Origin of the sequence: Bradyrhizobium sp. URHD0069 (assembly GCF_000701345.1) — a bacterium.
GTDB lineage: Bacteria > Pseudomonadota > Alphaproteobacteria > Rhizobiales > Xanthobacteraceae > Bradyrhizobium.
Genome location: NZ_JNIJ01000026.1, coordinates 36,111 through 59,067, shown reverse-complemented (window position 1 = coordinate 59,067; position 22,957 = coordinate 36,111). Strand labels below are relative to the sequence as shown.

Annotated in this window: 17 protein-coding genes and 1 tRNA gene; 16 read left to right on the top strand and 2 right to left on the bottom strand. The window is 61.2% G+C overall.

Annotation, left to right across the window (positions count from 1 at the left end; genetic code table 11):
* Positions 1–128 precede the first annotated feature (128 nt).
* The gene (locus N554_RS0117150) at positions 129–1,709 is read left to right on the top strand and encodes a winged helix-turn-helix domain-containing tetratricopeptide repeat protein (RefSeq protein WP_029584586.1); all 1,581 of its coding nucleotides are present in this window, start codon (positions 129–131) and stop codon (positions 1,707–1,709) included.
* Between the two features lie 1,315 nt (positions 1,710–3,024).
* On the opposite strand, the gene N554_RS0117145 is transcribed toward N554_RS0117150, so the two are convergent.
* Positions 3,025–3,810, bottom strand: coding sequence for an SDR family NAD(P)-dependent oxidoreductase (locus tag N554_RS0117145; RefSeq protein WP_029584585.1), 786 nt, complete (start codon positions 3,808–3,810; stop codon positions 3,025–3,027).
* Positions 3,811–4,003: 193 nt separating this feature from the next.
* Between N554_RS0117145 and N554_RS0117140 the strand changes: the two genes are divergently transcribed.
* A complete protein-coding gene (locus tag N554_RS0117140) occupies positions 4,004–4,744 on the top strand; it encodes a histidine phosphatase family protein (protein ID WP_029584584.1) in 741 nt (246 codons plus the stop codon).
* Between the two features lie 94 nt (positions 4,745–4,838).
* Positions 4,839–5,606, top strand: coding sequence for an SDR family NAD(P)-dependent oxidoreductase (locus N554_RS0117135; RefSeq protein ID WP_029584583.1), 768 nt, complete (start codon positions 4,839–4,841; stop codon positions 5,604–5,606).
* Between the two features lie 61 nt (positions 5,607–5,667).
* Here N554_RS0117135 and N554_RS0117130 read toward each other — a convergent pair whose 3' ends face one another.
* Positions 5,668–6,891, bottom strand: coding sequence for a serine hydrolase domain-containing protein (locus tag N554_RS0117130; RefSeq protein ID WP_029584582.1), 1,224 nt, complete (start codon positions 6,889–6,891; stop codon positions 5,668–5,670).
* 268 nt (positions 6,892–7,159) lie between these two features.
* Between N554_RS0117130 and N554_RS0117120 the strand changes: the two genes are divergently transcribed.
* The 13 genes from N554_RS0117120 (at position 7,160) to rpoC (ending at position 22,932) form a co-directional block, all read left to right on the top strand.
* Positions 7,160–7,235 (top strand) — tRNA-Trp (locus N554_RS0117120).
* 130 nt (positions 7,236–7,365) lie between these two features.
* Positions 7,366–7,704, top strand: a complete 339-nt coding sequence (locus N554_RS0117115) for a hypothetical protein (protein WP_029584581.1) — start codon at positions 7,366–7,368, stop codon at positions 7,702–7,704.
* Between the two features lie 220 nt (positions 7,705–7,924).
* Positions 7,925–8,323, top strand: a complete 399-nt coding sequence (locus N554_RS0117110; RefSeq protein ID WP_029584580.1) for a hypothetical protein — start codon at positions 7,925–7,927, stop codon at positions 8,321–8,323.
* Positions 8,324–8,439: 116 nt separating this feature from the next.
* Positions 8,440–8,967, top strand: a complete 528-nt coding sequence (locus tag N554_RS0117105) for a DUF1269 domain-containing protein (RefSeq protein ID WP_029584579.1) — start codon at positions 8,440–8,442, stop codon at positions 8,965–8,967.
* Between the two features lie 449 nt (positions 8,968–9,416).
* Entirely contained in the window at positions 9,417–9,608 is a 192-nt protein-coding gene (gene secE / locus N554_RS0117100; RefSeq protein ID WP_029584578.1) for a preprotein translocase subunit SecE, read from the top strand.
* A 23-nt stretch (positions 9,609–9,631) separates the two neighbouring features.
* A complete protein-coding gene (gene nusG, locus N554_RS0117095) occupies positions 9,632–10,162 on the top strand; it encodes a transcription termination/antitermination protein NusG (protein WP_197033608.1) in 531 nt (176 codons plus the stop codon).
* A 139-nt stretch (positions 10,163–10,301) separates the two neighbouring features.
* A complete protein-coding gene (rplK, locus tag N554_RS0117090; RefSeq protein WP_029584576.1) occupies positions 10,302–10,730 on the top strand; it encodes a 50S ribosomal protein L11 in 429 nt (142 codons plus the stop codon).
* A 6-nt stretch (positions 10,731–10,736) separates the two neighbouring features.
* Positions 10,737–11,429: a 50S ribosomal protein L1 gene (rplA, locus tag N554_RS0117085; RefSeq protein WP_029584575.1), complete on the top strand. Its 693-nt coding sequence runs from the start codon at positions 10,737–10,739 to the stop codon at positions 11,427–11,429.
* A gap of 87 nt (positions 11,430–11,516) precedes the next feature.
* Positions 11,517–12,470 (top strand): 2-hydroxyacid dehydrogenase, encoded by a 954-nt coding sequence (locus N554_RS0117080; protein WP_029584574.1) that lies wholly within the window; start codon positions 11,517–11,519, stop codon positions 12,468–12,470.
* A gap of 574 nt (positions 12,471–13,044) precedes the next feature.
* Positions 13,045–13,563, top strand: coding sequence for a 50S ribosomal protein L10 (gene rplJ / locus N554_RS0117075; RefSeq protein WP_029584573.1), 519 nt, complete (start codon positions 13,045–13,047; stop codon positions 13,561–13,563).
* Between the two features lie 56 nt (positions 13,564–13,619).
* On the top strand, positions 13,620–13,997 hold the full coding sequence (rplL, locus tag N554_RS0117070) for a 50S ribosomal protein L7/L12 (protein WP_029584572.1): 378 nt from the start codon (positions 13,620–13,622) through the stop codon (positions 13,995–13,997).
* 454 nt (positions 13,998–14,451) lie between these two features.
* Entirely contained in the window at positions 14,452–18,576 is a 4,125-nt protein-coding gene (gene rpoB, locus N554_RS0117065; RefSeq protein WP_029584571.1) for a DNA-directed RNA polymerase subunit beta, read from the top strand.
* A gap of 156 nt (positions 18,577–18,732) precedes the next feature.
* Complete coding sequence (gene rpoC, locus N554_RS0117060) at positions 18,733–22,932, top strand: DNA-directed RNA polymerase subunit beta' (RefSeq protein ID WP_029584570.1); 4,200 nt, start codon at positions 18,733–18,735, stop codon at positions 22,930–22,932.
* The last annotated feature ends 25 nt before the right edge of the window (positions 22,933–22,957 follow it).

Below are 22,957 nucleotides of genomic sequence, written 5' to 3'. Positions count from 1 at the left end.
GAAGGCCTTGCTGCGGCCTTGAATTCCTCTTGGGTTTACCTTGCATTCTCGTCCAAAGGAGCCCGGCCCGTGCCATGCAATCCCGTGTCCTATCGCTGCCAACATCCCAGTGGTTAGGGAGCGTCGACATGCAGTTTGCATTTAAGGATTGTGTGCTCGACCTTGAGCGGCGGGAGCTTACGCGAGGCTCCGCGGCGGTTTCCGTTGGCCCGCAAGTCTTCGACCTGTTGGTCTACCTCGTGCAGAACCGTGAGCGCGTCGTCAACAGGGATAGCCTGCTGGATGCCGTGTGGGGCGGACGCATCGTCTCTGAATCGACCCTGACCAGCCACATCAACGCTGTACGCAAAGCGATCGGCGACAGTGGTGAGGAGCAACACCTGGTTCGCACAATTCCTCGCAAGGGCTTTCGGTTTGTTGGCGAAGTTACGGAAGCACAATCGTCAGGTGGCCCCGCCAAAATCGGTTCGCGCTCATCGGATGAGCTTTCTCGACCGGCGCTCCTCCTTCCCAGCAAGCCATCCATTGCCGTCTTGCCGTTTCAGAACCTGAGTGGAGACCCCGAGCAGGTCTACTTCGCTGACGGCGTGGTGGAGGACATCATCACAGCGTTGTCGCGCGTTCGCTGGCTGTTCATCATCGCCCGCAATTCGAGCTTCACGTACCAGGGCGGGGCTGTGGACCTGAAGCAGGTCGGGCGGGAGCTCGGGGTTGGCTATGTGCTGGAAGGCAGCGTGCGCAAGGCCGCAGACCGTGTCCGCATCACGGGACAGCTTATTAACGCGAGCACAGGCGCTCACCTTTGGGCGGAGCGCTTCGAAGGTACACTCGACGACATCTTCGAGCTGCAGGACCGGATCGCCGCGAGCGTCGTCGGCGCCATCGCTCCGCGGGTCGAGCTGGCGGAGATCGAACGCGCGAAGTGCAAGCCGACAGCGAGCCTCAACGCGTATGACTGCTATTTGCGCGGGCTCGCGCATTTGCATCGCGGCAGCAGGGAGCCCGTCCAGGAGGCTTTGCCGCTTTTCCAAAGAAGCATCGAGCTCGACCCCGAGTTTGCTGCGGCTTACGCAATGGCGGCGTGGTGCTACGTCTGGCGCAAAGTCAATGGCTGGGCGAGCCATAGCCCGCAGGAAATAGCGGAGGGCGTACGATTGGCCCGCCGCGCCGTCGAGCTAGGCCGGGACGATGCAGTGGCGCTCACGCGAGGTGGTCATGCACTTGCCCACCTAACAAGCGATCTCGATAGCGGTATCGCATTGCTCGACCGAGCCGTCTTCCTCAATCCCAACTTGGCATCGGCCTGGTTTCTCGGCGGCTTTTTGCGAACCTGGCGCGGCGAATCCCAAAGCGCCATCGAGCACTTCGAGCGCGCCATGCGTTTGAGTCCCGTCGATCCGGAATTGTACCGAATGCAGGCAGGAATCGCGATGGCACATCTCTTCGCAGGCCGCTTTGACGCGGCTTCCGCGTGGGCGGAGGAGGCATACACAAACCTGCCGAGCTTCCTGATGACAGTTAGCATCATCGCCGCGAGCCGAGCATTGACCGGCCGATCGGAGGAAGCTCGGCGGGCAATGGATCAGCTGCGAGAGCTCCACCCCGCGCTCCGCATCTCAAATCTCGGGGATTGGCTGCCGATCAAACGGCCGGAGGATCTCTCAGTATTCGCGGAAGGGCTTCGCAGGGCGGGGCTACCTGAACGGTGATCTGAGGGCTGCTCTTGGCACATCGCGACACTTGGCTGCGCTGCAGAATTTGGTCGCTATCGGGGCGTAGCTGATTGCCGCCGCTGGAAAAAGGACGATCAGACAAATCAAAATTCCGGCGCCGAGCTAGTGTCACGGCCAGTGAGTGGTGGGCTTGGCGCAAGCGACTCCGTCCACCTTGTGAACTGATTTGCCCGACGGGCAAATCACCGATTTTCCTGTCCAGCCCCATTTGCAAAAATATTCCGCTTCCCGTTTTATCCAAATCAAATCTATATCCCTCGCCGTCTCACCCCATGAGAGGGGCGTATCGCGATCGTCACGGACGCGGGGTGGGATGCGGTGGACGCGGCAGCGTCGGGCGCGCATTGGCGATCGCAGGGCGAGTTGAACCTCGTGAGCGAATTGCGGCGCGCAGACGAACGATGCTGCTTCCGTTTTCACTAAAGTTTCGCCGGAGGTGCACAGCCCGGCGAAGCCTCTTGGCGAAGACGGGTCGCGGACGGCAAAACCGTGTGGTCCTGGCACCCGTTGCTGGTGTCAAGTCGGCGGAGGTTATCGTTGGCCCAACCGGGTTCGGCAAAACCTTCAATCCGCCGACGACGGTGACAAGACGAATTCGTCGCCGGGGAGAGCACGATATAAGCCGTTAAAACCATTGCGTGCGGGAATGCCGGGTGTTCCGGTGACCTGCGGTGACTACCGTGTGCTTACTACCATTGCACACGGGCTGCGGGTGCACCGTGCACCCGGCATTCCCCACGCCCTCATTTTCCTGGGCGAAAGATTCCAGCACGCCTCGGGCGCATCGCGCCGCGGGATCGCGTAGCTGCGTCTGCGAACAATGCAGCTGTCTGAAAATTGAATCCGTTGCGGCTCGCTGAGTGCGAACGCACACCCCCACCATGCGTCGTCCCCGCGCACGCGGGGACCCATAACCACCTTAGTCTATTGGAGCAGAAACCGTTAGCCACCGTGCCAAAATGTAAGGCCGCGGCGTATGGGTCCCCGCGTGCGCGGGGACGACATTGACTACGCATTTCGCGCGACTCGTCGGCTCGCGATGACGTCTCAACGCGTCACACTCCCAGCCCTTTGTCGCCAGCGAAAGAGCGTGTGAAGGATACGGACCTCATCCTGAGGGGCTTGCGAAGCAAGCGTCTCGAAGGATGGGCGCAACGCAGGGACTCGCGGCCATCCTTCGAGACGCGCGCAAGGGCGCGCTCCTCCAGCGATAACGGCGAAGCCGTTACGCAGGGATGAGGTCGGAGACATGATCACAACCTCGATGAACGCGTTGCACCTCAACGATCCACTAAATCGGTTTGCCCGTATACGGCATCGACGCGGTGAGGCCGCCATCAACGGGGATCGCTTGTCCGTTGACGTACGACGCCTCATCGCTGGCGAGAAACAATCCCATCGCCGCGAGCTCGTGCGGCTGACCGGCGCGCTTGAGCGGGTTGAGCTGGCCGATCTTGTCCTCCGTGCCGCGCTCCTTGGCGCGGTCGAACACCGGTTTGGTCATGCCGGTCTCGATCAGGCCCGGACATACCGCATTGATCCGCACGCCGGTACCGGACAGCGAATACGCCGTGGTCTGCACCAGACTGATGACGCCGGCCTTGCTGGCCCCGTAAGGATGCCCGCTGGCGCCGGCCTTCAGGCCTGCGACCGATGCGGTGCAGACGATCGAACCGTATTGCTGTTTGATCATATGCGGCATGGAATGCTTGATCGCGAGAAACGGCCCGATCAAATTGACGCGCAGTACCTCCTGCCAGTGTTCCACGGTCTGTTCGGCGAGCGGCACCAGCCCGCCGCTGACACCGGCGTTGGCCCAGATCGCATCGAGCCGACCGTAGGTTGACACCGCCTTGTCGATAAAGGCCATCACGTCTTTTTCTGAACCGGCATCGGCCATCACGGCCTCGGCCGTGCCGCCGGCCTGGCGCACCTGTTCGACGGTTTCCTTCACACCCTCGCTGCGATCGACCGCGATCAGCTTGGCGCCTTCCTTGGTGAACAACAGCGATGCCGCGCGTCCGATGCCGCTGCCCGCGCCGGTGATGATGACAGATTTGCCTTCGAGGCGGCCCATGAGTTTCTCCTTGTAGTTTTATGATCCATAGCGTCTTCCAGCGAAGCGACCACCGGTTCGCGTCAAGGAAACGCGTCAAAACAGCTACGCTTGCCGCCTTGCGGAATTTCAAACAAGATTTCAAACGCCGAAGTGACTTGAGGCGATCTGTGCTCTGACGTAGGACACGCGACAATATTGAAGGGTCCTTGTGATGTCCAATCCAGACAAGCCATTTGTTCTGCAGCATGCCGTTCCCGGCGGCGTTGTGGCGACGCGATGGTGGTGGGTGCGTCACGCGCCGGTGCGCGAGGACGGCGGTTGCATCTACGGCCAGAAGGACCTCGGCTGCGATTGTAGTGATCGCGTGGTGTTTGAGGCGGTCGGAAAAATTCTGCCGCGCGAGGCGGTCTGGTATGCTAGCCATCTGAAGCGGACGCATCAAACCGCCGATGCGATCTGGTCCGCGGGATTTCCGAAGCCCGCGAGCCTGCAGCAAGACGCTGCACTCGCCGAACAGCATCTCGGCGAATGGCAGGGTCTAAACCGTGCGGCGTTCTTCGCCAGCCGGCCGATCGCGGTCGGCAGCTATTGGTTTGCGCCGATCGATGATCCGGCGCCGGGCGGCGAGAGTTTTATGGATCTCTACAACCGTGTGCGCGGCGCGATCGAGCGGATCAATACCGAGCACGCCGGCAAGGACGTGATTGCGGTGGCGCACGGCGGAACCATCAAGGCGGCGATTGGACTGGCCCTCGGCAACCAGCCGGAGCGAGGCCTTGCCTTTACCATCGACAATTGCTCGGTGACACGGCTCGATCATCTTTCAAGCGACGGTCACAGCGGCTGGCGAATTCCGATGGTCAACCAGCAGCCGTGGATCGCCGACGCTTCGCACAACGCCATGCATCAGCCGGCCGGACCGGAAATCGCAACTGCCAGTAAATTTGGCTAAAGATGCGCTGGTTGTCTGATGATGCCAACGCTGCGCAAGCTGAATTGAATGAAACCGGCGCATCCGCCGCCGGGTCAATGATTGGGAGAAACGCATGAACTTGTTCGATATGTCGGGAAAAGTCGCTCTCATCACCGGCTCCTCGCGCGGCATCGGCCGTGCCATCGCCGAGCGGATGGCCGAGCATGGCGCCAAGGTGGTGATCTCGTCGCGCAAGCAGCAGGTTTGCGACGACGTGGCGAAGGCGATCAACGACAAGGCCGGCAAGCAGGTCGCGCTTTCGGTGGCAGCGAATATTTCCACCAAAGATGATCTGAAGCACCTGGTCGAAGAAACCAATCGGGTGTTTGGCAAGGTTGACACGCTGGTCTGCAACGCCGCGTCGAATCCCTATTACGGACCGCAGGCCGGAATTTCCGACGATCAGTTCCGCAAGATTTTGGACAACAACATCGTCGCCAATCACTGGCTGATCAGCCTTGTCGTGCCGCAGATGATCGAGCGCAGGGAAGGGTCGATCACCATCATCTCCTCGATCGGCGGACTGAAGGGCTCGACGGTGCTCGGCGCCTATGCGATTTCGAAAGCCGCCGACATGCAGCTCGCGCGCAATCTTGCCTGCGAATACGGCAAGCACAACATCCGCGTGAACTGCATCGCGCCGGGCCTGATCAAGACCGATTTTGCCAAGGCGCTGTGGGACAATCCGGAAACGCTGAAGGCCTCCACCGCCCGCTCGCCGCTGTTGCGCATCGGCGAGCCCGACGAAATTGCCGGAGCGGCGGTCTTTCTCGCATCAAAGGCCGGCACGTTCATGACGGGCCAAACCATTGTCATCGACGGCGGCGCGACGATCAGTTGAGATTGGGTTGGCGCGGTCCGCGCGCCGAACCTGGCGGGCTGCCCCGGAATGACCCTGCGCGTCACTCCACCGCCGCATACACCAGGCTGCGCGCCAGCGTGCGGAAATATTCGCGCTGGCCCGGTCCCTGCGACATGAACACGGCAAACAGGTCTTCCTTCGGATCGATCCAGAAGAACGTTCCGGCCATTCCGCTCCAGAAGAACTGACCGACCGAGCCCGCGAACGGCGCCATGCCCTGTTGCGTGCGCACCGCAAAGCCGAGGCCGAAGCTGTGGCCTGCCGGCACCAGATGGCTCTCGACCCCGACCTTGGGGCCGAGGTGATCCGACGCCATCAGCTCCAGCGTCTTGCGGCCGATGATACGGTTGCCGTCGAGGATGCCGCCATTGAGCAGCATCTGGCAGAAGCGGGCGTAGTCCATCGTCGTCGAGACCAGACCTCCGCCCCCGGATTCCATCACCGGCTTTTCCAGCATGTTGAAGAGCTGCACATTTTCGCCGGTCCAGGGATCGTTCGGGAACGGCTCGGCGAGACGATTTGCATTCGCAACACCGGTCTGGAACGCGGTCTCGGCCATTTGCAGCGGCGCCAGAATGCGTTCGGTCAGGAACGCGCTGAGTGTCTTGCCGGAAACGACTTCGATCAGGCGACCGAGAATGTCAGTGGAACGGCTGTAATTCCACTCGGCGCCGGGCTGGCACATCAACGGCAGGCTGGCGACGAGAGTGGCGTGTTCGGCGTTGGTAATCCTGCGGCTGCGCAGCCTCGATTGCTGATACAATTTCTGCACCAGACCATTGCCGGTATGGTCGTAAGCAATGCCCGAGGTGTGCCGCAACAGGTCCTGTATGGTGATCGGGCGCGTCAGCGGTACGAGCTCGAGTTGGCCGTTGTTCTCAATGCCGACCTTCTGATGGGCAAATTCCGGAATGTATTTCGCGATGGGATCGTTGAGCAGGAAGTAGCCTTCTTCGCACAGCATCATGATGCCGACGGAAACGATCGGCTTGGTCATCGAGAAGATGCGGAAGATCGAATTCTCCGCCATCGGCGCAGAGGCCCCGGGATTTTGCTTACCCAGCGCATCGAACCAGCCGATCTGGCCGTGGCGCGCGACCATCACGGTCACGCCCGGCGTGGTTCCCTTGTCGATGTCGCGCTTGAACGCATCCGACATCCGCTGCAGCCGAACCGACGAAAGCCGGAGCGATTCCGGTTTTGCCTGGGGGAGGGGAGGGGTCTGCGGGGCGATGGGGTGCTTCGCAGCGGTTTGCAGGTTCATGGTCTCTCCCGATGTTTTTGTTTTTTAGCGGATGGGCATTAGCGGATGGGCAATTGTTCATCGCCGGCCGCGAATTTGACGCAGAACACCGGCCTTGAACAGGGCGTTTCCCGCAAGCCAGCCGCTGGTTTGCTGCCGGGCTCATGCGCTGGCTCGCGGCCAAGCCGCGCGGCCACCCGATCCGGCCCGGTTGACGGCTTCGCCCTTGCAATCGGGGCATGGCCTATGCTTGAAACGGCGCGGATCGGCGGCGACGTTTGGTCCTCACAGGAGTGTAGCTCAATTGGTAGAGCACCGGTCTCCAAAACCGGGGGTCGCAGGTTCGAGCCCTGCCACTCCTGCCAGCTCATCAGATACTATTCATTTTCAATAGCTTACATACGGATCCTTAGGTGGGACAAAGGGCTCGCCCGTACCCTTCCTCAGAGGGGAACCGCCGAGAGGTCGCGCGCCGGAAGCCTCGGCGACCCGCCATTGATCAAAATCAAGAGCAATACCTGCTGGCGGTCTGACAAAGCCGTTCCTGGGAAGGGACACCATGCTGAGGTGTTCAAAACTGGTTTGCTTCATGGCCGCGCTGATCGCAGTCATGCGGCGACGAGCAGCGATGCAGAGGTGCTGCGAAACAAGAGCAACGCGCCGACCGTCTGGTTTTTCAAGGATGCCGATGCGCTGCGCCGCTTCGGTAAAGTGGTGAAGGATGCCGTTTACGACAACGCCGTCGCCACAACGCCGCTCGCTTGCAAGGCCCGCAGGCAGCAACATCGACATCCTCGGCAGCGGCTACAGAACGGCGTTTGTCCGGGTCGTTGAAGGCACCGCAAGCGGATGCGAAGGCACGGTTCCAATTGGAAAGGTGAGATCAATAATCCCGCACAAATCCCGCACACTGAAAAAAACGGCCGGATTGTTGATCTAGGTCAAACCGAAATCCAATGAGCCTCGAAGGCTGCCGTCGGGTGCTGATCGCTGCGGGCGCGGCATCGTTGGACCCCGCGAATGCACGACGCCCCAATCAACAGGAGGCAAAGCCATGTTTCGTTACGCTCTCGCGGTTCTAGCAGCCGCTGTTCTAGTCAGTGCCAGCCTCATCCCCGATGACGCGTTCGCTCGTCGGGGCGGTGGCGTCCGCGGCGGAGGCTTTCACGGAGGCGGCGGCACCCATTTCCGGGGCGGGGCGGTTCATGCTGGTCGTTACGGCGTTGCCGGTCGGGGATATCGGGTTGCCGGACGCGGCTATGGATATCGTCCGATAGCCGGTCGCCCGGTAGCGCGCGCGGCGGTCCGCACAGGTGTCTACGGCGCGGCGGTCGGCGCTGCGGCAGCGGGAGCATACGGCTATTACGGCGGCTACGGCGGCGGCTACTACAACAGCGGCTGCTATCAGAACGCCAACGGCTACTGGGTCTGCCCGCAGCAGTATCCCTATTGAGCGAACGAGCGCATATGCGCGGCGATCTGGCCCCGATTGCGCGCTCACGTCCTGCAAAGACCAGCGGTGCTGGAAAGCCCAACCGCTGGTCAGATCAATTTATCGGAGGATCGAAAATGAGTGATCTCGTGGTGATCGCATTCCCGACCGAGGCTAAGGCTGACGAAGTCCGTCAGAAATTGCTGGATATGCAGAAGGAGTACCTGATCGAATTAGGCGATGCCGTGGTCGCGGTGAAGGACAGCAACGGAAACATCAAACTAAATCAACTGATCAACACCACGGCTGCCGGCGCGGTTACTGGCACCTTTTGGGGCGCGCTGATCGGCCTGATCTTTTTGATGCCGCTGGCTGGCGCTGCCCTTGGCGCTGCGTCCGGCACGCTCGGCGGATATTTGACGGATGTCGGCATCGACGACAAATGGATGAAGGAGACCGCTGCGGCCATTCAACCCGGAACCGCAGCGCTCTTCATACTGGTGCGCAAAGTCACGGCGGACAAGGTTCTTGAGAGACTTAAAGGCGAAGGTGGCACAGTGATGAAGACCTCTCTCGACCACACTAAGGAAGCCGCCTTGCGAGCGGCTCTGGCCGAGGTCAAAGCGGCGGTACCGGCTTCGCCTCCTGATTTGCCGAGTGCTTGAAGGCGATTGCGACCGCCGTGGGCCGCTCGCTTGGCTCTGTTTCGGTTTGGGCCAAGCGGCGAACTGGTCGGCGTCACCGCGAACTGCCCGTGCGATCGGATTTCAAGCTTTCCATGATCCTTTGGCGCTGCGCTCCGATGCGGACGCCGGTGCCGTGGCCCTGCCACTCCTGCCAGCTAGGCCCTTGACCTTAACCGATCCGGTGTCGGCCTGCTCGAGCGGTTCGTCCGCCCGGCAGTCCGGCTACCTTGACCTTTGGCCGCGCCCACAGTACATAACCGCCACCTGCTGTCGGCCCGCTTAGACGGATATCCGGCGCGGCTTTGAATTCCCCGGAAACAATCGAGCCCGCTTGCCGGCTCATCCTTCAGAAGAGGGCTGGGCGCAAGAGGGCTGTTCGGATTCCCTCAAATCTAAAATCGTCTTAACCGACGCGGATCAAACAAACGATGGCTTTCAGCCCGTTCAAATTCCTGCAGGAAGTGCGCTCGGAGACCGCCAAGGTCACCTGGCCGACACGCCGCGAGACCACGATCACCACCATCATGGTGTTCGTGATGGTTGCGCTGGCTTCGATCTTCTTCTTCGCCGCGGATCAGATCATCCGCTATCTCGTCACCTTTTTGCTCGGCATACACTGATGGCAACCGCCGGAACTCAAACGATCGACAAGCGCTGGTATATCGTCCACGCCTATTCGAACTTCGAAAAGAAGGTCGCGGAGTCGATCCGCGAGCAATCGAAGCAGCGCGGGCTTGAGGAGCTGTTCGAACAGGTCCTGGTGCCGACCGAAAAGGTCACCGAAGTGCGCCGCGGCCGCAAGGTCGACGCCGAGCGCAAGTTTTTCCCGGGCTATGTGCTCGTGAAGATGAAGCTCACCGACGAGGCTTTCCATCTCATCAAGAATACCCCGAAGGTGACGGGCTTCTTAGGCGCCGAAAACAAGCCGATGCCGATTTCGGAGGCCGAGGCCATGCGGATCCTGCATCAGGTGCAGGAAGGCGTGGAACGCCCGAAGGCGTCGGTGTCGTTCGAGATCGGCGAGAATGTGCGCGTGGCCGATGGGCCGTTCGCCTCGTTCTCCGGCGTAGTCGAGGAAATCGACGAGGCGCGCTCGCGCCTGAAGGTCGCGGTGTCGATTTTCGGCCGCGCCACGCCGGTCGAACTGGAATTCGGTCAGGTCGAGAAGGTCTGATCGTTGAGCCTCTCCCCGCAAGAGCGGGGCGATGGCGAAGAGCCGTGGGAGGAGATGGATGATCGCCAGTCATCCGTTGAACCGCACCACGGTCCTGTGAAGCTTCCGGGCTGGTCCGGAGCAACATGAGGAGTGATAGATGGCAAAGAAAGTGACCGGATACCTGAAATTGCAGGTGCCGGCCGGCGCGGCGAACCCTTCGCCCCCGATCGGACCCGCGCTTGGTCAGCGCGGCCTCAATATCATGGAATTCTGCAAGGCGTTCAACGCGCAGACCCAGAAGGAAGAGAAAAACACCCCGATTCCGGTGGTGATCACGATCTATGCCGATCGTTCGTTCACCTTCGAGATGAAGACGCCCCCGATGTCCTACTTCCTCAAGCAGGCCGCCAAAATCCAGTCCGGATCGAAAGCCCCGGGTCGCGACAAGGCCGGTGCGGTGACGCGCGCGCAGGTGCGCGAGATCGCCGAGAAGAAGATGAAGGACTTGAATTGCGATACCGTCGAAGCGGCCATGAAGATGGTCGAGGGCTCCGCCCGTTCGATGGGCCTTGAAGTTGCGGGGTAACGGGTCATGCCAATCGGAAAACGTTTGAAAAAGGCCCGCGAGGGCGTCGACCGGGAAAAGCTCTATCCGCTCGCGGATGCCATCAAGATGGTCAAGGAGCGCGCCAAGTCGAAGTTCGACGAGACGGTCGAGATTGCGATCAATCTCGGCGTCGATCCGCGTCATGCCGATCAGATGGTGCGCGGCGTGGTGACGCTGCCGAACGGTACCGGCCGCACCTTGCGGGTCGGCGTGTTCGCGCGCGGCGCCAAGGCTGAAGAGGCCAAGGCAGCGGGCGCTGACGTCGTCGGCGCCGAGGACCTGGTTGAGAAGGTGCAGGGTGGTCAGATCGACTTCGACCGCTGCATCGCGACCCCCGACATGATGCCGCTGGTCGGCCGGCTCGGTAAGGTGCTGGGACCGCGCGGCATGATGCCCAATCCGAAGATCGGCACCGTCACCATGGACGTCGCCACTGCCGTGAAGGGCGCCAAGGGCGGTTCGGTTGAGTTCCGCGTCGAAAAGGCCGGCATCGTGCAGGCCGGCATCGGCAAGGCCTCGTTCTCGGAAGAGAAGCTCGTGCAGAACGTCAAGGCGCTGGCGGACGCGGTCGCCAAGGCGAAGCCTGCCGGCGCCAAGGGCACTTACATCCAGCGCGTGGCGGTTTCCTCGACCATGGGACCGGGCGTGAAGGTTGAGCCGGGTAGCCTGCTCGGCTGAGACCGCGGAGAAGTTCGTGAGACGAACCAGGGGCGGAATTGGGCAACCGATTCCGCCCCTTTTTCTTGGACCTGAGAAAATCAGTCTATGCCCCATAAAGTCTTGATCTATTCGCGCTTTCCGAAGGCGATGATGGTGCGGATCGGAGAGCAGTTCGATCTGATGGACGCCGCGGGCAAGCCGCCGCATGAGGTGTTCACCGCAGAACAGCTCTCAGGCGTTCGTGCCATGATCACCGCGGGCGGAACGCCGCTGGCTGGCGCCGTGATGGACCAAATGCCGTCGCTCCGCGCGATCGTCTGCTACGGCACCGGGTACGACGGCGTCGATCTTGCCGCCGCAGTTCAACGGAAAATCGCGATCGGTCACAGTCCGGGTGCGAATGCCTCATCCGTTGCGGATATCGCCGTTACGCTGATGCTGGCGGTGACGCGGCGTCTGCTGCCGGCGGACGATTACGTTCGAAGCGGAAACTGGTCGTCGGCAAGGCCTTCGCCGATGATGCGGCCGCAACCGGGCATGCGCGGCCGCCGCGTCGGCGTCTACGGCATGGGCGAGATCGGCCGCAAGATTGCAAGCCGCGTTGCGGCATTCGAGGCCGAGATCGGCTATTTCAGCCGCAGCCGGCATGACGTGCCCTATCAGTATCTGCCGAGCCTCGAAGCGCTGGCGGATTGGTGCAGCATCCTGATGATTGCGGTTCGCGCGGGCGCGGACACCCATCACGCCGTCGATGCCAAAATCCTGCAACGGCTCGATAAGGACGGCTATGTCGTCAACATCTCGCGCGGCTCGGTGATCGATCAACGGGCCTTGGTTGCGGCGCTCGCGGACGGGTCGATTGCCGGCGCCGGTCTCGACGTGTTCGAGAAGGAGCCGCACGTGCCGGACGCGCTAACCGCCTTTCCAAATGTCGTGCTGACCCCGCATATCGGCGGCCATACCCTTGAGTCGCACGTTGCGATGCAGGATTGCGTGATCGCCAATCTGGAGGCGTTTTTCGCAGGCAAACCGCTGCCCTATGAGGTCCGGGGCACCTGAACCGGCGATTCGACACAAATTTTGCCGAAATGGCGCGGGCGGCCAAGTCGACGCGAATTAGCGCTTGGCAAGCCGAAAAAGACTCGTTAAACAATGATTTCCGGGCGTGCTGGCCGTTGCTGGCACGTCTGTGCTCGCACTCCAAAAGCCCAATTCGATAGGAGATCATTCCTTTCAGGACATCCGCATGGATAGCTCGAAAGGAAAGGAACCCGTCGCTTTGGGAGGATTGTGGGCAGAGGTCTTTCGGCATGCCGAATGACCTCGATCCTGTCCAAGACTGCGGGCGCCCGCGAGAAACCAAAAGTTTCTTCAACGGCTTAATCTTATAGCCTGCATAGACGGGTGAAGACCGGATTTCGCTTTACGTCGCGTTCCGCGCGACGGGCGGCGGATATGGTTCGAACCTCGATACCCCGTGGCCCGCAAGGCCCGGGAGGGCAGGCTTTTCAATGTCGTTCTGCCCGACGGTCCCGAGACTGAAATGTCTCGAGGTCAGGTTCAGGCGGGACGATGGGTGTAACCCGGCGGTCCTGCCATCAGGCAAAGGCCGCCAAACCGGAGAGAGCTTGCTGTGGAAAGAGCGGCAAAAAAGGACGCGGTCGAGACGCTGAACGGTCTGTTCAAGACCACGAGCGTTGCGGTCGTGGCTCATTATTCCGGCCTCACCGTGGCCCAGATGCAGAAGCTGCGCATGCAGATGAAGCAGGCGGGCGCGTCGGTGAAGGTCTCGAAGAACCGTCTCGCCAAAATTGCTCTTGAAGGCACGGACGTCGTTGCCATCGGTTCCCTGTTGAAGGGGCCGACCGTGATCGCGACTTCAAACGATCCGGTAGCGGCGCCGAAGGTTGCCATTGAATTCGCCAAGACGAACGAGCAGTTCGTCATTCTCGGCGGATCGATGGGTAAAACCATCCTGAATGTCGATGGCGTGAAGGCGCTTGCCGCCCTGCCGTCGCTTGATGAGTTGCGTGGAAAGATCGTCGGCCTCCTGGTGGCGCCGGCGACCAAGATCGCTCAGCTCTCCACCGCGCCCGCGGCCAAGCTTGCGCGCGTGGTTCAGGCCTATGCCTCAAAGGGCGAAGCGGCCTGACGCCCTTCGCAAAATTCAAACCTGGTTCGAACCGATACGCTTAAGGAAACAGATCAATGGCTGACTTACAGAAGATTGTTGACGACCTCTCGAGCCTCACCGTGCTCGAAGCTGCCGAGCTCGCAAAGCTCCTCGAAGAAAAGTGGGGCGTGTCCGCCGCTGCCGCCGTTGCGGTTGCCGGTCCCGCCGGTGGCGGCGCTGCCGCTGCTCCCGCTGAAGAAAAGACCGAGTTCTCGGTCGTTCTCGCTGCCGCCGGCGAGAAGAAGATTGAAGTCATCAAGGAAGTCCGCGCCATCACCGGCCTGGGCCTCAAGGAAGCCAAGGACCTCGTCGAAGGCGCGCCCAAGCCGGTCAAGGAAGGCGTGAACAAGGACGAAGCCGACAAGATCAAGGCTCAGCTCGAGAAGGCTGGCGCCAAGGTTGAGCTGAAGTAAGTTATTTCAGCGAAATTCCTGGACAGGCGAGGCAAAACCGAGCCCGATCCGGGGATTAAGGGCAAGACGTGGGCGGGGTAACCCGGATCGTGTTGTACACAAGAATGTGTGGGGATTCGAAGGGTTGCCCCTCGAATCTCCACGATTGTCGTCCCATATGGAGACGACAGCACGAAAGCACGGTGGGCAGCGGGAACGGCAGCGTTTCTGCGCAAGCCGTTGGGAGATAGGCAATTTCGGGCTTTTGCAGTCCGTGAAGAGATGGTTGTGACGGGCGGGTGCGTTCAAGCGCCCCGCGCGTCGTTTTGCGTTTTGAAGGTCTGGCACCTCGATTCAGGAGTTAAATCCTGGCAAGGGTTCCAGATTTAGGAACGAATCGAAATTCAACCCGGGGGCGATGCCAATCGCGCTTCGGAAGGTTCGCCTCTGACGGGCGACGAAATGAGAGGCCACGATGGCGCAGCAGACGTTCACCGGTCGCAAACGCGTTCGCAAGTTCTTCGGACATATCAAGGAAGTCGCAGAGATGCCGAACCTCATCGAGGTTCAGAAGGCGTCCTATGACCAGTTCTTGATGGTCGACGAGCCCCAAGGCGGGCGGCTGGACGAAGGCTTGCAGGCAGTGTTCCGGTCGGTGTTTCCGATCTCGGATTTCTCCGGCACGTCGATGCTCGAATTCGTCCGCTACGAGTTCGAGCCGCCGAAGTATGACGTCGACGAGTGCCGCCAGCGCGGCATGACCTATGCCGCGCCGCTGAAGGTGACGCTGCGCCTGATCGTGTTCGATATTGACGAAGAGACCGGCGCCAAGTCCGTGAAGGACATCAAGGAGCAGGACGTCTACATGGGCGACATCCCGCTCATGACCATGAACGGCACCTTCGTCGTCAACGGAACCGAGCGCGTCATCGTCTCGCAGATGCATCGTTCGCCCGGCGTGTTCTTCGATCACGACAAGGGCAAAACCCATTCGTCGGGCAAGCTTCTGTTTGCCGCGCGGGTAATTCCCTATCGCGGTTCCTGGCTCGATATCGAATTCGACGCCAAGGACATCGTGTTTGCGCGCATCGACCGCCGCCGCAAGATCCCCGTGACCTCGCTGATGTTCGCACTCGGTCTCGACGGCGAAAGCATCCTGAGCACGTTCTACAAGAAGATCATCTACAAGCGCGCCAAGGATGGCTGGCGCGTGCCTTTCGATGCCACCCGTTTCCGCGGCTACAGCACGATCAATGACCTGATCGATGCCGACACCGGCAAGGTTGTGCTCGAAGCCGGCAAGAAGCTCACCGTGCGCGGCGCGCGTCAGCTCCAGGACAAGGGACTGAAGGCGCTACGCCTGTCGGATGAGGAATTGATCGGCAATTACCTGGCCGAAGACCTCGTCAATCCGAAGACCGGTGAAATCTACGCCGAGGCCGGCGAGGAAATCACCGAGAAGTCGCTGAAGACGCTCAACGAGCATGGCTACAAGGAGCTGCCGCTGCTCGACATCGACCATGTCAATGTCGGCGCCTATATCCGCAACACGCTGCATGCCGACAAGAACATGACGCGTGAAGACGCGCTGTTCGACATCTATCGCGTGATGCGTCCCGGCGAGCCGCCGACCATCGATTCGGCGCAGACCATGTTCCAGTCGCTGTTCTTCGACCCTGAGCGCTATGACCTGTCCGCGGTCGGCCGCGTGAAGATGAACATGCGCCTCGAACTTGATGCGCCCGACACCCATCGCACGCTGCGCAAGGAAGACATTCTCGCCGTCATCAAGACGTTGGTCGATCTGCGCGACGGCAAGGGCGAAATCGACGACATCGATCACCTCGGCAACCGGCGCGTGCGCTCGGTCGGCGAGTTGATGGAGAACCAGTACCGTATCGGCCTGCTTCGCATGGAGCGCGCGATCAAGGAGCGCATGTCCAGCGTCGATATCGACACCGTGATGCCGCAGGACCTGATCAACGCCAAACCTGCAGCCGCCGCGGTGCGCGAGTTCTTCGGCTCGTCGCAGCTGTCGCAGTTCATGGATCAGACCAATCCGCTGTCGGAGATCACCCACAAGCGCCGTCTTTCGGCGCTTGGCCCGGGCGGCCTGACCCGCGAGCGTGCCGGCTTTGAGGTGCGCGACGTGCATACGACGCATTACGGCCGGATCTGCCCGATCGAGACGCCGGAAGGCCCGAACATCGGCCTGATCAACTCGCTCGCAACCTTTGCGCGCGTCAACAAATACGGCTTCGTCGAAACGCCCTATCGCAAGGTCAAGGACGGCCGCGTCACCGACGAGGTGATCTATCTTTCGGCGATGGAGGAGGGCCGGTATCGTGTCGCTCAGGCCAACGTGCCGCTCGACAGCCGCGGCCGCTTCACCGAGGACCTGATCGTCTGCCGTCATGCCGGCGAAGTGCTGCCGATTACGCCGGACAAGGTCGACTATATGGACGTGTCGCCGAAGCAGCTGGTTTCGGTGGCGGCGGCGCTGATTCCGTTCCTGGAGAACGACGACGCCAACCGCGCGCTGATGGGCTCGAACATGCAGCGTCAGGCCGTGCCGCTGGTGCGCGCCGAAGCGCCATTTGTCGGCACCGGCATGGAAGGCGTGGTTGCCCGCGACTCCGGCGCCGCGATCGCAGCCCGCCGGTCCGGCGTGATCGACCAGATCGACGCCACCCGTATCGTTATTCGCGCAATGGAAGATCTCGACCCCACCAAGTCGGGCGTCGATATCTACCGGCTGATGAAGTACCAGCGCTCCAACCAGTCGACCTGCATCAACCAGCGTCCGCTGGTGAAGGTCGGCGACCTCGTGCGCAAGGGCGACATCATTGCCGATGGTCCCTCGACCGATCTCGGCGAACTCGCGCTCGGCCGCAACGTGCTGGTCGCGTTCATGCCGTGGAATGGCTACAACTTCGAAGACTCCATCCTGCTCTCCGAGCGGATCGTGAAGGACGACGTCTTCACCTCGATCCACATCGAGGAATTCGAGGTGATGGCCCGCGATACCAAGCTTGGTCCGGAGGAAATCACCCGCGACATTCCGAACGTTTCGGAAGAAGCGCTGAAGAACCTCGACGAAGCCGGCATCGTCTACATCGGCGCGGAAGTGCGGGCCGGCGACATCCTGGTCGGCAAGATCACGCCGAAGGGCGAAAGCCCGATGACGCCGGAAGAAAAGCTGTTGCGCGCCATCTTCGGCGAAAAGGCGTCCGACGTTCGTGACACCTCGCTCCGCGTGCCTCCGGGCGTGCAGGGCACGATCGTCGAAGTTCGCGTCTTCAACCGCCACGGCGTCGACAAGGACGAGCGCGCTCTGGCGATCGAACGGGAAGAGATCGAGCGTCTGGCCAAGGACCGCGACGATGAGCAGGCGATCCTCGACCGCAACGTCTATAGCCGCCTGGCCGAGCTGCTGGAAAACCGCCAGGGCATTGCTGGTCCGAAGGGCTTCAAGAAGGACACCAAGATCACGCGTGCGGTGCTCGACGAGCATCCGCGTTCGCAGTGGTGGATGTTTGCTTCGCCCAACGACAAGCTGATGGCCGAAATCGAGGCGATGCGGAAGCAGTACGACGAATCGAAGAAGGGCCTCGAACAGCGCTTCCTCGACAAGGTCGAGAAATTGCAGCGTGGCGACGAGTTGCCGCCCGGCGTGATGAAGATGGTCAAGGTCTTTGTCGCGGTGAAGCGCAAGATTCAGCCCGGCGACAAGATGGCGGGCCGTCACGGCAATAAGGGCGTGGTGTCCAAGATCGTTCCGATCGAGGACATGCCGTTCCTTGAGGACGGGACGCATGCCGACATCGTGCTCAATCCGCTCGGCGTGCCCTCGCGCATGAACGTCGGTCAGATTCTCGAGACCCATCTCGGCTGGGCCTGCGCCGGCCTCGGCAAGCGCATCGGCCAGACCATCGACGCTTACCTCGCGACCGCCAAGCAGGACACCAAGCCGCTGAAGGAGACCTTGAAGAAGATCTACGGCGACGAGGAAACCATCAAATCGCTCAACGACAACGAGCTGTTGGAACTCGGCCGAAATCTTGCTCATGGTGTGCCGATCGCGACCCCGGTGTTCGACGGCGCCAAGGAAGCCGATATCGAGGAGATGCTGAAGCTTGCCGGTCTCGATGCGTCCGGACAATCGACCGTCTATGACGGCCGGACCGGTGACGCGTTCGATCGCAAGGTGACGGTTGGGTACATCTACATGCTCAAGCTGCATCACCTTGTGGACGACAAGATCCATGCGCGTTCGATCGGACCGTACTCGCTCGTGACCCAGCAGCCGCTGGGTGGCAAGGCGCAGTTCGGCGGCCAGCGTTTCGGTGAAATGGAAGTGTGGGCGCTCGAGGCTTACGGCGCGGCGTACACGCTCCAGGAAATGCTGACAGTGAAGTCGGACGACGTCGCCGGCCGTACCAAGGTGTACGAGGCGATCGTGCGCGGCGACGACACGTTCGAAGCCGGTATCCCGGAATCGTTCAACGTGCTGGTCAAGGAAATGCGTTCGTTGGGCCTCAACGTCGACCTGCACAACTCGAAGCTGAGCGGGACGCCGACATCTGAGGCGGCGGAGTAAGGAAGTTGGCGCCCCGGGCGCCGCGCAGCACGACCTGTTGCGCGGCAGACCCGGGACTAGGAAATTTTTCGGCGGCCCGTCGGTCGCGGATCAGCAACGCACCGCTCGCGCGCGGCGTCGCATCCGGGACACGAGGCACCGGTTAAGGAGAAGACGATGAATCAAGAGATCATGAATCTTTTCAATCCGACGACGCCGGCTCAGGTCTTCGACCAGATTCGGATTTCCATCGCGTCGCCGGAGAAGATTCTGTCGTGGTCCTACGGCGAAATCAAGAAGCCGGAGACCATCAATTACCGTACGTTCAAGCCCGAGCGTGACGGCTTGTTCTGCGCGCGCATTTTCGGGCCGATCAAGGACTACGAGTGCCTGTGCGGCAAGTACAAGCGCATGAAGTACAAGGGCATCATCTGCGAGAAGTGCTCGGTCGAAGTGACGCTGTCGCGGGTCCGGCGCGAGCGCATGGGCCACATCGAACTGGCCGCACCGGTTGCGCATATCTGGTTCCTGAAGTCGCTGCCGTCCCGCATCGGCCTTCTGCTCGACATGACGCTGAAGGATCTCGAGCGGATTCTTTACTTTGAATACTACGTCGTTCTCGAGCCGGGTCTCACCGCGCTTAAGGACCGTCAGTTGCTGTCGGAAGACGAGTATCTGAAGGCGCAGGACGAATACGGCCAGGACAGCTTCACCGCCATGATCGGCGCGGAAGCGATCCGCGAGCTCTTGAAGGGACTTGAACTCGAAAAGCTCGAGGCGTCGCTGCGCGCCGAGATGCAGGAGACCGAATCCGACATCAAGCACAAGAAGCTCGCCAAGCGGTTGAAGATCGTCGAAGCGTTCCGCTATTCCGGAAACAAGCCGGAGTGGATGATCCTCACGGTGGTGCCGGTGATTCCGCCGGACCTGCGCCCCTTGGTGCCGCTCGATGGCGGCCGCTTCGCGACCTCGGATCTGAACGATCTCTACCGCCGCGTCATCAACCGCAACAACCGGTTGAAGCGGCTGATGGAGCTGCGCGCGCCCGACATCATCATCCGCAACGAAAAGCGCATGCTGCAGGAGGCGGTCGACGCATTGTTCGACAACGGCCGCCGCGGCCGCGTCATCACCGGCGCCAACAAGCGCCCGTTGAAGTCGCTGGCTGACATGCTGAAGGGCAAGCAAGGCCGCTTCCGTCAGAACCTCCTCGGCAAGCGCGTCGACTATTCCGGCCGTTCGGTGATCGTGGTTGGTCCCGAACTGCGGCTGCATCAGTGCGGCCTGCCGAAGAAAATGGCGCTGGAGCTGTTCAAGCCGTTCATCTATTCGCGGCTCGACGCCAAAGGTCTGTCCACCACGGTGAAGCAGGCGAAGAAGCTCGTTGAAAAAGAACGTCCCGAGGTCTGGGATATTCTCGACGAGGTGATCCGCGAGCATCCCGTGCTCTTGAACCGTGCGCCGACGCTGCATCGGCTTGGCATCCAGGCGTTCGAGCCGGTGCTGATCGAGGGCAAGGCGATCCAGCTGCATCCGCTGGTGTGCGCCGCGTTCAACGCCGACTTCGACGGCGATCAGATGGCCGTGCACGTTCCGCTGTCGCTGGAAGCCCAGCTGGAAGCGCGCGTGCTGATGATGTCGACCAACAACATCCTGCATCCCGCCAACGGCCAGCCGATCATCGTGCCGTCGCAGGATATCGTGCTTGGCCTGTATTATCTGTCGATCATGCGCGAAGGTCTTCCCGGCGAAGGCAAGATTTTCGGCGACATCGCGGAGCTTGAGCACGCGCTGCACTCGAAGGTCATCCACCTCCACACCAAGATCAAGTATCGCTGGGATGGCATGGATGAGGCTGGCAAGCCCGCGAAGCACTGGGTCGAGACGACGGCCGGTCGCGTGATGCTCGGCAATGTTCTGCCGAAATCGCCGAAGATTTCGTTCGACGTCATCAATAAGCTGATGACCAAGCGCGAAATCTCCGGGGTGATCGATCTGGTCTATCGTCACTGCGGTCAGAAGGAGACCGTGATCTTCTGCGATCGGATCATGGCGCTCGGCTTCTACAATGCGTTCAAGGCCGGTATCTCGTTCGGCAAGGACGACATGGTCGTGCCGCACGGCAAGTGGAAGATCGTCGATACCACCCGTACGCTGGCGAAGGATTTCGAGCAGCAGTACAATGACGGTCTGATCACCCACGGCGAAAAGTACAACAAGGTGGTCGACGCCTGGTCGAAGGCGACGGAAGAAATCGCCAAGGAGATGATGAAGGAAATCTCCTCGACCAAGAAGAACGCCAAAGGCGTCGAGGCTGATATCAACTCGATCTATATGATGGCGCATTCGGGTGCGCGCGGTTCGCCGGCGCAGATGCGTCAGCTCGCCGGTATGCGCGGACTGATGGCCAAGCCCTCGGGTGAGATCATCGAAACGCCGATCATTTCCAACTTCAAGGAAGGCCTGTCGGTTCTTGAATACTTCAACTCGACCCACGGCGCCCGCAAGGGTCTTGCCGACACCGCGTTGAAGACGGCGAATTCGGGATACCTGACGCGTCGTCTCGTCGACGTGGCGCAGGACTGCATCATCACGGCAGATGATTGCGGCACCAAGCTCGGCATCAAGATGCGCGCCATCATCGATGCCGGCACGGTGGTTGCGTCGCTGGCGTCCCGCATTCTCGGCCGCACGGCGGGCGAGGACCTGCGCGATCCCGCGACCAACAAGATCGTGGTCAAGCGCGGCACTCTGATGGAGGAGACGCATGTCGACGCCATCCAGCAGGCCGGCATTCAGGAAGTGAAGATCCGTTCGGCACTGACCTGCGAACTCGTCAATGGCATCTGCGGCAAGTGCTATGGCCGCGATCTCGCCCGCGGCACGCCGGTCAACCACGGCGAAGCGGTCGGCGTTATTGCCGCACAGTCGATCGGCGAGCCCGGTACCCAGTTGACGATGCGCACGTTCCATATCGGCGGCGCTGCGCAGATCAACGAGCAGTCGTTCGTCGAGTCGAATTTCGACGGCAAGGTAACGATCAAGAACAAGGCGATCGCCAAGAACAGCGAAGGCCATCTGGTCGCGATGGTCCGCAACATGGTGGTTGCCATCACCGATGCCGACGGTACCGAGCGTGCGACCCATCGCATTCAGTACGGCGCGCGCATGCACGTCGACGAGGGCGATATGGTCAAGCGTGGCCAGCGTATCGCTGAATGGGATCCGTACACCCGGCCCGTTCTTACCGAAGTCGAGGGCACCATCGGGTTCGAGGATCTGGTCGAGGGTCAATCGATCTCGGAGACGCTGGACGAATCCACCGGTATCGCCAAGCGCGTCGTCATCGACTGGCGCACGTCGCGGGGCGGGGCGGATTTGCGTCCGGCCATCGTCATCAAGGGCAAGGATGGCAAGATCCTCAAGCTCGCCCGTGGCGGTGACGCTCGGTACATGCTTTCGGTTGACGCGATTCTCTCGGTCGACGTCGGCGCGAAGGTCAAGACCGGCGACATCCTCGCGCGTATCTCTACCGAGAGCGCGAAGACCCGCGACATCACCGGCGGTCTGCCGCGGGTTGCGGAACTGTTCGAGGCTCGCAAGCCGAAGGACGCGGCGATCATTGCGGAAATCGCGGGCACCATTCGCTTCGGCCGCGACTACAAGAACAAGCGCCGCATCTCGATCGAGCCGATGGACAAGAACGAGGAGACTCGCGAGTACCTGATCCCGAAGGGCAAGCACATCCATCTGCAGGACGGCGATATCGTCGAAAAGGGCGATTTCATCGTCGAAGGCAATCCGGCGCCGCACGACATTCTGGCGATCAAGGGCATCGAGGAACTCGCTGCCTATCTGGTCAACGAAATCCAGGAGGTTTACCGGCTGCAGGGCGTGCTCATCAACGACAAGCACATCGAGGTGATTGTCCGTCAGATGCTGCAGAAGGTAGAGATCACCGATCAGGGCGAAACCGACATGATCTCGGGCGAACAGATCGACAAGATCGAGTTCGACCAGGTCAACGCCAAGGCGAAGGAAGAGGGCAAGAAGCCCGCCACGGGAACGCCGGTGCTGCTCGGCATTACCAAGGCGAGCCTGCAGACCCGCTCGTTCTTCTCGGCGGCCTCGTTCCAGGAGACCACCCGCGTGCTCACCGAAGCCGCCGTCAATGGCAAGGTGGACCCGCTGGACGGCCTCAAGGAGAACGTCATTGTCGGCCGGCTGATCCCGGCGGGCACCGGCGCCTCGATGGCCAAGATCCGCGAAGTCGCTGTCAAGCGCGACAAGCTGATCCTCGATGAGCGCGAGAAGCAGGCAACCATCGTGCCTGCGGCACCGGAAGTCGAGCCTCTGGCGCTGCCGCCGGCAGAATAAGCCTCGCGGATTCATGATGTGAGAA

What these genes read in the sequence shown, in the direction of transcription:
- N554_RS0117150 (WP_029584586.1), top strand. Translation starts at nt 129, where the DNA reads ATGCAGTTTGCATTTAAGGATTGTGTGCTCGACCTTGAGCGGCGGGAG.
- N554_RS0117145 (WP_029584585.1), bottom strand. Translation starts at nt 3,810, where the DNA reads ATGGGCCGCCTCGAAGGCAAATCTGTCATCATCACCGGCGCGGGCAGC.
- N554_RS0117140 (WP_029584584.1), top strand. Translation starts at nt 4,004, where the DNA reads ATGTCCAATCCAGACAAGCCATTTGTTCTGCAGCATGCCGTTCCCGGC.
- N554_RS0117135 (WP_029584583.1), top strand. Translation starts at nt 4,839, where the DNA reads ATGAACTTGTTCGATATGTCGGGAAAAGTCGCTCTCATCACCGGCTCC.
- N554_RS0117130 (WP_029584582.1), bottom strand. Translation starts at nt 6,891, where the DNA reads ATGAACCTGCAAACCGCTGCGAAGCACCCCATCGCCCCGCAGACCCCT.
- N554_RS0117110 (WP_029584580.1), top strand. Translation starts at nt 7,925, where the DNA reads ATGTTTCGTTACGCTCTCGCGGTTCTAGCAGCCGCTGTTCTAGTCAGT.
- N554_RS0117105 (WP_029584579.1), top strand. Translation starts at nt 8,440, where the DNA reads ATGAGTGATCTCGTGGTGATCGCATTCCCGACCGAGGCTAAGGCTGAC.
- secE (WP_029584578.1), top strand. Translation starts at nt 9,417, where the DNA reads ATGGCTTTCAGCCCGTTCAAATTCCTGCAGGAAGTGCGCTCGGAGACC.
- rplK (WP_029584576.1), top strand. Translation starts at nt 10,302, where the DNA reads ATGGCAAAGAAAGTGACCGGATACCTGAAATTGCAGGTGCCGGCCGGC.
- rplA (WP_029584575.1), top strand. Translation starts at nt 10,737, where the DNA reads ATGCCAATCGGAAAACGTTTGAAAAAGGCCCGCGAGGGCGTCGACCGG.
- N554_RS0117080 (WP_029584574.1), top strand. Translation starts at nt 11,517, where the DNA reads ATGCCCCATAAAGTCTTGATCTATTCGCGCTTTCCGAAGGCGATGATG.
- rplL (WP_029584572.1), top strand. Translation starts at nt 13,620, where the DNA reads ATGGCTGACTTACAGAAGATTGTTGACGACCTCTCGAGCCTCACCGTG.
- rpoB (WP_029584571.1), top strand. Translation starts at nt 14,452, where the DNA reads ATGGCGCAGCAGACGTTCACCGGTCGCAAACGCGTTCGCAAGTTCTTC.
- rpoC (WP_029584570.1), top strand. Translation starts at nt 18,733, where the DNA reads ATGAATCAAGAGATCATGAATCTTTTCAATCCGACGACGCCGGCTCAG.